Source organism: Pseudomonas sp. MS19 (genome assembly GCF_013277615.1).
Lineage (GTDB): Bacteria > Pseudomonadota > Gammaproteobacteria > Pseudomonadales > Pseudomonadaceae > Aquipseudomonas > Aquipseudomonas marincola.
Map to the genome: position 1 here is coordinate 1 of NZ_VBTO01000019.1, position 11,998 is coordinate 11,998.

The window sequence follows — 11,998 nt, forward strand, 5'->3', positions numbered from 1 at the left end:
TATCTGATTGATACCGAGCATGGCGTAATCATGGATGTCGAGCCAACTCCAGCTCATCGAACGGCTGAGGTTGAAAGCACCAAGACCATGATTGACCGTGTCGAAGAGCACTTCGGCATCAAGCCAGAACGCCTCATCGGCGATACGGCTTATGGAACCGCGTCGATGCTGGCTTGGATGGTGGAAGAAAAAGACATCGAACCGCATGTGCCGGTGTGGGATAAAACGGTAATCCCCCCATTTTTAGCTCTCGCCAGAAGTAGAGGTCAGGCCACGAGGGCCAACTTCTGTTTGGGGGTGATGCCTCCCAGAGCCATATTTGGCCGTTCGTGATTGTATGTCCAGATCCAACGAGTGCCATGCTCCTGCACCTCGGCGATGGACTCGAACAGATAGTGCCCCAACCAGTCGTAACGTACTGTGCGGTTGTAGCGCTCGACATAGGCGTTCTGCTGCGGATTGCCGGGCTGGATATGCTCCAAGCGGATGCCGTGCTTTTCAGCCCACAACACGAGCTTGCTGCTGATGTACTCCGGCCCATTGTCGCTGCGAATAGCCAGCGGCTTGCCGCGCCACTCGATTACCTGATCCAGGGCGCGTACGACACGCTCTGCCGGCAATGACAGGTCGATATCCATGGCCAGGGCTTCGCGATTGAAATCGTCGATCAGGTTGAATAACCGAAAACTGCGCCCGTCAGCCAGTTGGTCGTGCATGAAATCCATCGACCAGCAGTGATTGATCGCTTCCGGCACCGCCAGCGGTTCGGGCTTCTCCCGCACGATACGTTTGCGTGGCTTGATCCGCAGGTTCAGCTCCAGCTCCCGATAGATCCGGTACACCCGCTTGTGATTCCAGCGATAGCCTTTCACATTGCGCAGGTACAGGAAACACAGGCCAAAACCCCAGTTGCGCTGGTTATGCGTGAGCCGGATCAGATGATCGGCGATCTCGACATTTTCTGCCGACAGCCGTGGCGTATAGCGATAGCAGGTCGTGCTGATGCCAAACGACAAGCAGGCCAGCTTGATACTGATTCTGCCTGAGCTAACCGCCTGCTGCGCCATCTCGCGCCGCTGAGATGGCTTCACCACTTTTTTGCCATGGCCTCCTGAATGATCTCGGCCTTGAGTCGCTCCTCGGCATACATCTTCTTGAGGCGGCGGTTCTCCTCCTCCAGCTCACGCAGCCGAGCCATCAATGAAGCGTCCATGCCGCCGAACTTGGTGCGCCACTTGTAGAAGGTCGCCGAGCTGATGCCATGCTCGCGGCACAATTCTGGAACCGGGCTGCCGACTTCGGCCTGCTTGAGGATGGCGATGATCTGGCTGTCCGAAAAACGCGATGTCTTCACGCAAAATTTCCTTGATCCGATTAGGAGAAAATTCTACTTCTGACGAGCACTGATTTCAGGGGGGATTACCGGATGCACACGTATCGGCGTTTTGCAAGGTAGTTGTCGCGTCAGCCATGTTTTTAAGCTGCCATTTTCAGTGTCGTCTGCCCCCTGTCCGGATTGAGTGTGACAGTGCCTACGGGGTGCCAATTTCGAGTCGCACCTGACCAGCGATACGGGTTATATAGTGATCTTTCGAGCCCACTGCTCGATGGCGCGTTCAACTTGTACCTTTGGCAGGTATTCCTGCTCAAGACGTCCTCGTTCTTGCACCAGCAGATACCGATAGAAATCCGCTTCGTCAGCCAATAAACCAGGTGGAGCCGACTCCAGCGCTTTGGTCGGCTCGACGACTGCGCTCACCGGTGAGTGCTGTTCAAACAGCCCCTGCTCCATCAATAGTGCTTCGACTGCTGGTTGATGGCGTCTCGCTCGCCCAAGCATCAGCAGGCCCCATGTATCCATGTCGCCCCAGTAGGCGATCTGTTTCCCGACCAAGTGCGCAGACGCCAACCACTGCAGATCGAGCCCTGAGCCCAGTACAGCCAAGGTGTCCGGTAGGGTTTCAGGCAGCAAATGAATGCATTGCTCATTTTCCACCACGAGCAATCGTGAACCGGGAAGTAGGGTTTCGGCCAGTTCCGCAGTGGTGAGCCTAAGCCGCTTGAAGGGCAACAGCTCAGGCTGAAGGGGGACGACCAGAACCCAATGACTGCTTTCTTCAAAGGCATCCAGAAAAGTCGTCAGGCCTTGCTCTGACGCCGCGCCTTCGAAGCGCTCATCCAAGAGCTTGGTCAGCAAGCTAGCGTTGCGCTCGAAAAACTTGGTATCCACGCCGTGCTCGGCAAGCAGGCGCAGTGGTCGGCCTTGTGCACAGCCTGGCGACAAGCGGGTGGCAAGTTGCGCCGTGGCGACGACTTCTTCAGAGGGCTTCGTCAGCCACAAGCTCCGCTGTGCCACCAGCAGCGCATGAAAGGCGCTATCTACCTGCTCGACCAGATACTCGAGTTGAGCGTATTCCTGGCTGACCGCTGGATCATTGGCTGCGGCAATCCATTCGGAGGGGCTGTGCAAATGCCAGCGCATCGGCAGGGAAATCGGGGCCAGCCCTGCTCGGTAGCTGACAGGTTCCCAGTCGACCTTACCCACTTTCACGCTCCGCCAGGTCTCCACATGCCGGAGCACCGCCTGGATGTTGTCAGTAAACAGCCGTGCCGAAGGCTTGCCGATATTGAGGTTTTGCGGCCAGCTAGCGGGATTGAGCAAGCGCTCCAAGCGCACGCTGGAGCGCTGCCATTGCCTGGCCAAGCTGCGGCCGATTTCAGTGGGTGACTTCATGCATGGCCTTGATGCGCTGTTGATGATGTTCATCCAACGCTTCCCAGCTCAGGGAAACCAGGCTGGATTCCACGCCGCGCCGATGAACGACGACTGCCGAACGCGTATGGTGGCGCAACAGGCGCATTTCCTTGTTGGGGGTGATGAAGACAGCGTGCAGGCCGAACTCCCTCAGCGCCGCGATGATCCGACCGGCAACCGCATGGGAGCTGCGCGAGAACGCCTCGTCGAGCACGATGGTGCCGAACAACGGCCGGCTGCTGCCGTCGGGACAGAGCGCATAGCTCAGGGAAGCGGTCAGCACATAGGAGGCGATGATCTCCTTCTCGCCACCACTACCGCCCTGAGAACCTGTTCGGGTCTCGATGACATTCTTGCTTTCTCGTTCGATCACTGAAACCGCGAACTCCAGGCGGAAGCGCGGATCCAGAAGTGCCTTGGCTCCCTGATTCCTGCTGTGTTCGCAGGCGTCTTTAAGCAGCCCGACGAGCTCCTGCAATGCCTTGTAATGGCTCTCGCCTTCATCATCGATGAAACGCGCCGAGTTCAGTTGGCGCTGAGCCTGTTGCAAGGTGCGCAGGCTTTCATGGATGACTTTTTTCGCAACCAAGCGCAGATAGCGTCCGGGCTGAAAGTCGACACGCTGCATCGTACTGTTCAGATCATCCAGGCGCTCCTCGATCATCGAGACTTCATGGTCGATATAGCTGAGCAACTGGGTGACGCCGTCATCCGAGGAGCGATTGAGATATTCCAGGAAGCGCTTGAGTTTCTCGGGCAGGGCTTCCTCGGTCAGCACACGTAGCCGCTCCAGATAACTGGGTACATCCCTCAGCTCTCGCCCGACCTCTGCAAGCGCCCCAGTGTCGACCTTGAGGGCGTCAGACATACGTTTGGCAAGCTCTGATTTCTGGTCACCCAGTTTCTCACCGAGCGCTTTGAGCTGCCCTTGCAGCTCACGCGTATGCTTGCGCTCCAGCTCGACAATATCGTCGAGGTCATCTGCCGTCAGGGTCGGGAAATGCGTTTGCGCCAGTTCACGCTGCGTATCGCTCAGCCCCTTCTCGGCACCGTGATAGGCCCTACGGGTAGCGGATGCGGCCTGCTCAAACTGGGTTTTAAACTGCACACACTGCTTGATCAGTTGCTGCAGCTGTTGATCCAGAGACTCCTGCAGGGCCTCGGCTTCATCCAGCTCGGCCTTGATCATGGCAAGGTCGGAATCGGGGCGCGTCAGGGTGGCCAGTTGAGTACGCAGCGACTCCAGCTGACGCTCGGCCCCCGGCAGATCAATATCCTCAAACTGCAGTTCTTCGACGCGTTTTAGCAGCGAAGTTTGAGTTTCCAACTGACGGACATCGTCCTGGGCAGCATCCAAGGCAAGCTTGGCAGGCGCGAGCTGTTCCTTGACCTCGCGAATCTGCTCAGCCAGGAAGGCCAGACGGTCGCGGTTATCGAAGCCGGTCAGCCAGTCTTCATCCAGGCGCTTCTGGTCCTGTTTGTCGAAGAAGCGTTCTTTACCCGACATCAGCCCCTGGGCCGTCATGGCGTGCGGGGTATGGCGCAATTGCTCCGTGCTTTCGACGCAGTGGCGGTCATTGTCCGCCAGTAGTGCCTTCACAGCTTCTCGATACGGATGCTCCTTGAAGGTCAGCTTGCGGGTAAACCCATCGTCGAAGAACACAGGGCGCGACGACGGATCCTTTACCTCCAACAAGCGCACATGCAAGCGGTTGTGCCTTTGGTTCACCCAACGCAGTGCGGCCTGGGATGAGCCCTGCGGCACCAGGATACGGAGCCTGTGGCTACCGACTGCCCGCTCGATGGCACCCCGCCAAGCCAGCTCCTCAGGCTTGACCTGCACCAGTTCGGCAACGAAAGGCAGGGCCGATTCATCGACGCCAAGCTCCTGCGCTAGATCGCTGCGAAAAGCATGAAACTGCCCGGGCAGGTTAGAGCCTGGCCGTTTCTCAACCTCAGCACGCTCCTGCTGTAAGGTCTGCAGGCGGCCATTCAGCTCCTGCTGGACGAGACCTGCGTTGAACGCCTTTTGGCGCGTGTCTGTAATTTGCTGGGTCAGTATTTCCAGGCGTGCCGCGATCTGCTGCTGATTCTCCTCGAGAGCAGCGGCCGACAACTCATCCGCTAGTCCAAGCCCTTTGGCCAAGCGGCGGTATTGCTCGGCTTGCAGGCTACGCCTATCACATACCCTGACCCAATCAGCGATACGCTCATGCAGATGATCGATTGCAGCGCCACCTACTCCCAAATAGCGCTGACGCTGCTGATCGACCACACCCTTCTGGATCTCAAGCTGACCCTTGCATTGTTCCTGATCCAGTTCGGCCTGTTTGTACTCCGTCTCAAGCCTTTTGGTTTCAGCTAACCACAGGCGATACCCCTGCTCGGCGAACCAGACTGGGAGGATGCCTTCGAGAGCTTGTTTATCCTGCAACTGTTCTTGCAAGACCTGGTAACGCTCCCAGCCATCGGCAACCGGTTGCAACGAGCGCTGCTGCTTCCGAGCGGTTTCCAGCTCTCGGTGGATGTCAGTTAGATCATCGAAACTGCTGGCGACCTCGGCAGCTCGCGCGAAGGCGGAGCGGTCATCCAGCACCAGCTCGCGAAAAATCTCATCAATACTATTGAGCTGCTTCAGGCCGGCAGCGCGGTTGAGCAAGGTGAAGGCGTTTTCACCGACCTCGAAGTAATCCCTGAGCCTGGCCAAGAAGGCTTTCTTGCTGGGATAAGGCCAGATACCCGTCCCATCCTTCTCCATCTGACGCAGCGCCCGCATGCCGCCTGCGTGATGCTGGCTGAGCCAATGCTCCAGGGTCTGCTCGGGGGACTCGCTTAAAAGCCAAAGTTTTTTCAGATCGGACGCCGAGGAGCTTGTGCCCTCGAACCAGAGCACAGCGCCCAATCGAACCTGCGTACCGTCACGCTCGAGCGTGGCTGCAATTGCGGTTACCGTCTTACCCTGACGAGCGATATGAGATTGCTCCACCCCCCCGTCCCCAGGGCCGGTAACTCCCCGCACATAGGACACCAGATCGCGGTCGCTTTCATGCCCGCCCGTGGAGGCCAGGTTGTAGCGCGGACTGGCGCACAGCAAGGTCATCAGAGCGTCCACCAGCGTCGTTTTACCGCTTCCCGTCGGGCCGATGACGGCGGTGCCGGAAGGATCGATCTCGGCACGGTGATAGCCCTGAAAACCACCCCAGTTATAGAGCTCGATGCTGTTGAGAATAAAGGTCTCGTTGTCACGCCAGAGGATTGCCTGCTTCATGCCATATCCTCCTCGCCATCAGGAGCCGGCGTAGCTGGACCCTCAACCTGCTCTCGCAGCCATGCCACCAGCGCCTGGAGGTTCTCCGGGTTGGCCAAGTGGGTAATGATGGGGCGGATGATGACGCGATCATGGGCGTCCAGAGCCGACACCAGGCCATGCCCCTTGAGCTGATCCAGCAGCGTGATGATACGATTGCGTTCCTTCGCCTCACTGCCCAGTTCGCCCAGGTAAACCTGCAGTTGGGGAGTCAGCTCATCAACCGCTACCAGTGCCTGACTGGCGCCCGTACCGCTTTCCTGTTCATACGCGATGAAATGCTGTCGCAGGATGGCTGTCAGCAGAGACTGCTCCAGATTCAGCCTTTGCCGACGTACGAGGGGGTGCGACCAGTCATCCTGCTCGGCCACCTCGCCCTGGCGAACGGTAACGAACACTAACCCCCGAACCTCGTCGACCCCCATGGCCAGGTCGAGCGGCTCCAGGACTCTGTCGACCGCCTCGATATTGGAAAGCGCTGATCGATACAGGTTGGGCTTGTGACTCTCTTCCAGCAGCCCGTACTTGAGCATCTCCTGTACGGCCTCGCGTACCCGTTGCGGCGTCCGGCGCTCATCGACCTGTACAACGGCGCTCATGAGAGGCTGTTCATCATCGATGCCGTCATCCAACTCCATGTGCTCCACCGTCAGCTCCGTATCGTCGGCGCCAGAGGCGCCTGCAATTCGATCGAAGATCCCTGCCATGCTCACAACTCCCAATCGATATCCTTGAGTGCCTCGTGGTCGAGTCCGACATAAGGCAGATTGAAGCGCCAGCGTTGCTCATCCTCGTCAACCAGATCCACGATCTGGCGCTCCTCTGTCAGCACCTCGATACCTGCCTCGCGCGCCATCGCCAGCCAGAGCGCAAAGGTTTCCAGGTCGTGAACAGGTGGAAGCAAAGACGCAAGCTCCACGAGACTCACAGGGCGACCCTGCTTCACCAGCACAGCCAGGGTGTCATGAATCAGCGCCTCACGATCCAGCCCGTCGAAAGCATCCCAGAAGTCATCATCAATTTGGTCCAACCCAGCAGGCTTCAAACTCAGATCCAGCTCACCCGTATCATCGTCATCCAGAGTCTTGAAGCGGAGACGCTCGATTGCCGGGACACCAGTAATGGCTACGCCAACTGGTGGTAAATATGCAGGATTACGGCGTTCTGACTGGCGTTGCCAGTCGACGCTGAGCGCTAGATTGAAGAAGTCGTTGAGTAACTGTCCGACGCGATGATGTTCGGCGGCCAGCCCCGTCTTCATGAAGCCACGAACATCGCGCTCGCTTCGGGCACGCGCTTGGAGCACAGCCTGCGACTCCCGAACCAGGCGTAACGCCAGCCAACGCAGCTCACGTTGCTGGGGACGATTCAGCGCCTTTGGAACCGCTGGATGACGAAGGATGGTGCGCAAGCGCTCACGCATGGTTTCCAGCTCAGCGGACTGCCTCAGTTGCTGCTGGAAGCTTTCGAAGACACGCCCTTCCGGCGTGTTGAGTAGAGCATCTTGCCCGTCCAACAACCGATCGACGATTTCTCCACGGTGAGACTGTTCGCTGATGATGGAGTGTCTAAGGGCGCGATCCGCCTCACGCCAAGAGTCTTCAACTCGTCGGAAGTCTGCGCGTAGGCTGGTGGCCAGGTTATATACCTCGCGTATACCCTCTATCGCCTGCGCTTCATCCAGCACGATGACGTGGCCAGCTTCTACCTGCGCTAGCTCGTGCTCCAAATCCTGGATTCGGCGGCGCAGGCTGGCAATACGGCCAGTTGGGCTGGGGTTCAGACCCGTTTCCAGGTTCTCGATCTCGCGCTGGACCACCGAAAGGCGAGATGCCGTGGAGGTCATGATCCGACTATCCAGCGAATCGACGAACTGGATGGCGGACTCCAACGCGTCGGTTGCGTAGATACGACCCTCTCGTTCTACGACCAGACGCCGCTTGATCCATTCACGAAGTTCACGACCTGCTTGGAGATGCGTTGCATCAGGGTCGATCTCGTAAAGCTCCTGGCTGGCATAAGCAGCCAGCATTTCGGACAGCGCTTGCAGCGCATCCTCCATGGGGATCCCATCATGCGCCCGCTCGAACAGCGTGCGCAGGCAGCCCAATACGAGCGGAGCACGGCGCGAGGCGAGCAAAAGCCACGCGGGGTGCTGGCTTCGGGCGGATACATAGCGTTCTGAACGCTGTTGCGCGCTTTCTTCCATGACGGCCACATTGACAAAGTTGTCTGAGAGCGAGCTTACCAGGCTAACCCGCTGCCTCATGATACGTATTTGTCCTGGCGGGTGGGCTCAGTTTAATGGTCCGCAGGGGCGGTGTCATTTGAATTGAGTGAGTGAAAGGCCAGGCCAGCCGAGGTTTAACGATTTATTCCGGGGGCGCATGCTGGATATTGGCGATTTGGTGCAGGTTTATGTCGTCAAGAGGGTGTATTTGGCTAGTTCGGCGAAGGTGTCCCAGTGAGAGCCTGTGGCGGCTCAGTGGTTTTTGCAGGACTGCCACCTACATTCTGCGGTAATCAAGTGCAGCCACGGTGGCTACAGGGCGAGGTCTCGATGACCTATCAGTGAGCTGCTGGTGGATTAGCTGAGTGCGGCATGGGGATAGTGAATTTCCCCGGTGGTATTGCGGAATTTTCAGCTCAACAACGGCGGTGGTAGCTGGCAGGCCTGGGGCGACTTCAAATATCAGAAGCTGCGGCTAGAGATGAGGGGCGTCGTCGTTACAACGCTTTGAGCCCAGGAGCTTTTTGCTATTCTGTCGGCCTGTGCCGCGGGATCTCGTTGGTAACGGATCACCGTTACCTCCCCCTGCGGACACCCATTCAACCGCCTCCTGGGGGTACGATGCGGAATCATGTAGTGATTGAGGACTGGGATGGCGATGGCGCTATTCGCCTACCCGATGACGTTCTGCAGGAAATGGGCGTCGACGTTGGGGGCACGCTCTATCTGCTCGAAGAGTACGTAGGCACTACCCGTTGCCTGGTGCTCAGTAAATCGCCGCGCATCCCCGATCGTGTAGATGAGCTGGTTGGCCACTGGGAGTCGTTTGGCAAGGTCTCTGCCGAGGTAAACGCTAAGGACGACTGAGCTGACTGCCCTGCCTCCTGCCCGCAAATCTCGTTGCTTGCGACTCTGGTAGGGCTACGATGCCTCGCTTCAGTTCGTGAGCAGAACTCAGGCTCAATAAAACGACGGTAGGACGCATTAGGGTCTGGCTAGTGGTCAAAAATCGATATCCCGGATTTCGTTTTTTGTGCCATGAATAACTGTCCTCAGATGCCGCTATTTGTCCTAAACTACAATACACAGTACAAGACGAAACCCTTGCAGTGCGGCGCTTAGCGGCATTTTTGATCTTTCTATGGCAACTAAAATTCCTGTACCGTACTGCCCTCCGAAGGAGGGGTCGTGGGTTCGAATCCCGCCTGGTGCGCCATACAAAACAAGGGCTTAGGTGAAAACCTAGGCCCTTTTGTTTTTCATGTGTCCAAAATGTGTCCATTCTGTGCCCATCCAAATTGGCACTCGGAATGAAGCGACACCATTTTGACCACTGCCCTTATCTGCAGGGCGCTGGTAGATACTAATGGCTTTTAGGAATGGTGACGCGCAAGGCGTCACTCAGCCTCTCCAGGTACCTCAGTTACTCGCTTCAGTAAATCGCCCAACTCGCAACCCAGATACTCACAGAGCAGATCAATGTGATCTGTCGAAGTGTTGTAGCCGGGCGTGTTGGCTATGCGCGACAACGTGGCTCTCGAAATGCCTGTGGCATCACTCACGTCTTGCAAAGTGATTCGGCGCTTTTCTCTGAAAGACTTCTCGTCCAGCTGTTGTTTGAACATCACGCGAATCATGGTGGGTGGCCTTGCTCAGGTAGGTCACCCATTTTGCATTCGACTCAAATTTGAGTCAAAAATAGCTTGAAAGTCTCAAATGACTCGTTATTATCAAATACGAGCCAATAAGCTCATATTTGATTCATTTGAGTATGGAGAGAGAAATGAGTGAAATCTATCTGACAACGGATGAGCTGTCCCAACGCATCAAATACGACGCACGGACTATCCGTAACAACCTGAAGGATTCCGTGCTACTAGAAGGCATCCACTACTTCCGCCCTTTTGGCGGGCGGAAAATTCTTTTCATCTGGGAGGCTGTCGAGCGCGACATGGTGAAGTTCTCGCGCAGCAATGGCTTCGGCATCCCGATGGCCAATGGCGGTGTTTGCCATGGGTAAGATCGTCGCGCGAAAAGAAACGGGAAATCTGTTCTTTGATTTCCGCTACCTGGGCAAGCGGTGTCGAGAGCAAACAACGCTCGCCGACACGCCGGCCAACCGTAAAAAATTACAGAAGCTCCTCGAACGCATCGAGGCTGAGATCACCCTCGGTACCTTTGATTACAAGGAATATTTCCCGTCAGGGGGCCAAGCTCAGGTAATCAGTAGGCTTAAGGCAGGGCGTGGGGATTTGAAAGTACCGATCTTTCGGGACTTTGCCGAACTCTGGTTCGACGAGAAACAGATGGAGTGGCGTCAGAGCCATACCAAAACCGTACGACTGACACTTGAAAAACACCTGCTGCCCAATTTTGGCAAGCAAGAGGTCAGCGCCATCACTAAGGCAGACATCCTGGCTTTCCGCTCGGCACTCGGCAAAGTCCGCGGGCAGAAAGGTCAAAGTCTGTCAGCGACGCGAATCAACCACATAATGACGCCATTGCGCATGATCCTTAATGAGGCGGCTGACCGTTTCGAGTTTACGTCACCCTTCCTCGGCATCAAATCCCTGAAGGTGCCCAAAACGGATGTTGAGCCTTTCACCCTGCAAGAGGTGTTGCAGATCGTGAACGCGGTCAGGGAAGACTTTCGCCCGTACTTTACGGTGCGCTTCTTCAGCGGGATGCGCACCGCCGAGATTGACGGCCTGCAGTGGAAGTATGTCGATTTCGAACGACGCCAGATTCTTATCCGAGAAACCTGGGTGGGCGGCAAACTCGACTACACCAAAAACGACGGCTCTCAGCGTGAGATCGATATGTCCGGTCCCGTTTATGAGGCGCTTAAAGAGCAGCAGAAACGCACAGGCAATGAGCAGTTCGTGTTCTGCACCCGCGAAGGCACGCCCCATGAGTACCGAAATATCAGCAACCGGGTCTGGTACCCGCTGCTGCGCAATCTCGGTTTGCGCAAACGCCGCCCTTATCAGAGCCGACATACCGCTGCAACGCTATGGCTTGCTGCAGGCGAGAACCCGGAGTGGATTGCTCGGCAAATGGGACACACGACAACTGAAATGTTGTTCCGTGTGTATTCCCGCTATGTGCCCAATCTTACGCGCCGCGACGGCAGCGCTTTTGACAACCTGATTAAAGCCAACCTGCAGGAGTGAGAACTATGACGCTAACGCTGATCAAACACAGCAACGTAACTAACTTAGACCCATCATTGGAACTACGAGAGCAGCGTTATCTAAAACACCTAGCTTCGGCTCTAAGTCACTACTTAGAGCACCCTCAGGGCAATGAGCTTGTTTTTCGGTTGGGCTCGGGGTACGAGAAAGACAATAAACAGGCGATGGATACATGGGTGAGCTATCACCGAGATGAAATCTTCGCTAAGCGGGCTGAAGGCCAAAATCCTCTGGAGTATCTGCTCAACAAAATTGAGCAACTCGTTCAGACCTAAACTAATCAGAGGGGCCGCAAGGCGCCTCAGCTAATAACCAAGTTACACATAGTTACAGCTACGGATGAACGATCTGTCTTCAACTCGCTTTCGAATGGCTGCTTCTGGCCCAGAGTGTGTAAAAACGTCCCGGTAAACCCTTGCTATGATTTCCGAGAATCTCATCGCAAGGGACGCCCATGAAACGGTTTATCCAGGGTGAACACCGAGGTCAAAGCACCTTACTTCCCGAAAGCC

General features: G+C 56.5%; 10 protein-coding genes and 1 pseudogene. 5 read left to right on the top strand and 6 right to left on the bottom strand.

Features of this window, described 5'->3' with window-relative positions; all coding sequences use genetic code 11:
• A pseudogene (locus FEZ62_RS19350) lies at positions 1 to 228 on the top strand (transposase); the annotation flags it as partial.
• A gap of 38 nt (positions 229 to 266) precedes the next feature.
• Here the strand turns inward: FEZ62_RS19350 and FEZ62_RS19355 are convergent.
• The 5 genes from FEZ62_RS19355 to FEZ62_RS19375 form a co-directional block, all read right to left on the bottom strand.
• A protein-coding gene (locus tag FEZ62_RS19355; protein ID WP_172929487.1) for an IS3 family transposase occupies positions 267 to 1,354 on the bottom strand; the annotation gives its coding sequence in 2 pieces (ribosomal slippage) (positions 267 to 1,102 and positions 1,102 to 1,354; 1,089 coding nt in all).
• 222 nt (positions 1,355 to 1,576) lie between these two features.
• On the bottom strand, positions 1,577 to 2,767 hold the full coding sequence (locus FEZ62_RS19360; protein ID WP_242455004.1) for a Wadjet anti-phage system protein JetD domain-containing protein: 1,191 nt from the start codon (positions 2,765 to 2,767) through the stop codon (positions 1,577 to 1,579).
• Positions 2,718 to 6,023, bottom strand: coding sequence for an ATP-binding protein (locus tag FEZ62_RS19365; protein ID WP_172929488.1), 3,306 nt, complete (start codon positions 6,021 to 6,023; stop codon positions 2,718 to 2,720). The genes FEZ62_RS19360 and FEZ62_RS19365 overlap by 50 nt, the downstream gene beginning before the upstream one ends.
• Complete coding sequence (locus tag FEZ62_RS19370) at positions 6,020 to 6,769, bottom strand: DUF4194 domain-containing protein (protein WP_172929489.1); 750 nt, start codon at positions 6,767 to 6,769, stop codon at positions 6,020 to 6,022. The genes FEZ62_RS19365 and FEZ62_RS19370 overlap by 4 nt, the downstream gene beginning before the upstream one ends.
• A 2-nt stretch (positions 6,770 to 6,771) precedes the next feature.
• Positions 6,772 to 8,271 carry a DUF3375 domain-containing protein gene (locus FEZ62_RS19375; RefSeq protein WP_172929490.1) on the bottom strand — a complete coding sequence of 500 codons (1,500 nt, stop codon included), beginning with the start codon at positions 8,269 to 8,271 and terminating at the stop codon, positions 6,772 to 6,774.
• A 642-nt stretch (positions 8,272 to 8,913) separates the two neighbouring features.
• Between FEZ62_RS19375 and FEZ62_RS19380 the strand changes: the two genes are divergently transcribed.
• On the top strand, positions 8,914 to 9,159 hold the full coding sequence (locus FEZ62_RS19380) for an AbrB/MazE/SpoVT family DNA-binding domain-containing protein (protein WP_172929491.1): 246 nt from the start codon (positions 8,914 to 8,916) through the stop codon (positions 9,157 to 9,159).
• Between the two features lie 530 nt (positions 9,160 to 9,689).
• Here the strand turns inward: FEZ62_RS19380 and FEZ62_RS19385 are convergent.
• A complete protein-coding gene (locus FEZ62_RS19385; protein ID WP_201970353.1) occupies positions 9,690 to 9,917 on the bottom strand; it encodes a helix-turn-helix transcriptional regulator in 228 nt (75 codons plus the stop codon).
• Positions 9,918 to 10,075: 158 nt separating this feature from the next.
• Between FEZ62_RS19385 and FEZ62_RS19390 the strand changes: the two genes are divergently transcribed.
• The 3 genes from FEZ62_RS19390 to FEZ62_RS19400 are packed head-to-tail and all read left to right on the top strand — an operon-like array spanning position 10,076 to position 11,761.
• Positions 10,076 to 10,312, top strand: a complete 237-nt coding sequence (locus FEZ62_RS19390; RefSeq protein ID WP_172929493.1) for a hypothetical protein — start codon at positions 10,076 to 10,078, stop codon at positions 10,310 to 10,312.
• Positions 10,305 to 11,465: a DUF3596 domain-containing protein gene (locus FEZ62_RS19395; protein ID WP_172929494.1), complete on the top strand. Its 1,161-nt coding sequence runs from the start codon at positions 10,305 to 10,307 to the stop codon at positions 11,463 to 11,465. Before FEZ62_RS19390 ends, FEZ62_RS19395 begins: the two co-directional genes overlap by 8 nt.
• Positions 11,466 to 11,470: 5 nt before the next feature.
• Positions 11,471 to 11,761 carry a hypothetical protein gene (locus tag FEZ62_RS19400; RefSeq protein ID WP_172929495.1) on the top strand — a complete coding sequence of 97 codons (291 nt, stop codon included), beginning with the start codon at positions 11,471 to 11,473 and terminating at the stop codon, positions 11,759 to 11,761.
• Positions 11,762 to 11,998: the final 237 nt, after the last annotated feature.

What these genes read in the sequence shown, in the direction of transcription:
- FEZ62_RS19360 (WP_242455004.1), bottom strand. Translation starts at nt 2,767, where the DNA reads ATGAACATCATCAACAGCGCATCAAGGCCATGCATGAAGTCACCCACT.
- FEZ62_RS19365 (WP_172929488.1), bottom strand. Translation starts at nt 6,023, where the DNA reads ATGAAGCAGGCAATCCTCTGGCGTGACAACGAGACCTTTATTCTCAAC.
- FEZ62_RS19370 (WP_172929489.1), bottom strand. Translation starts at nt 6,769, where the DNA reads ATGGCAGGGATCTTCGATCGAATTGCAGGCGCCTCTGGCGCCGACGAT.
- FEZ62_RS19375 (WP_172929490.1), bottom strand. Translation starts at nt 8,271, where the DNA reads ATGGAAGAAAGCGCGCAACAGCGTTCAGAACGCTATGTATCCGCCCGA.
- FEZ62_RS19380 (WP_172929491.1), top strand. Translation starts at nt 8,914, where the DNA reads ATGCGGAATCATGTAGTGATTGAGGACTGGGATGGCGATGGCGCTATT.
- FEZ62_RS19385 (WP_201970353.1), bottom strand. Translation starts at nt 9,917, where the DNA reads ATGTTCAAACAACAGCTGGACGAGAAGTCTTTCAGAGAAAAGCGCCGA.
- FEZ62_RS19390 (WP_172929493.1), top strand. Translation starts at nt 10,076, where the DNA reads ATGAGTGAAATCTATCTGACAACGGATGAGCTGTCCCAACGCATCAAA.
- FEZ62_RS19395 (WP_172929494.1), top strand. Translation starts at nt 10,305, where the DNA reads ATGGGTAAGATCGTCGCGCGAAAAGAAACGGGAAATCTGTTCTTTGAT.
- FEZ62_RS19400 (WP_172929495.1), top strand. Translation starts at nt 11,471, where the DNA reads ATGACGCTAACGCTGATCAAACACAGCAACGTAACTAACTTAGACCCA.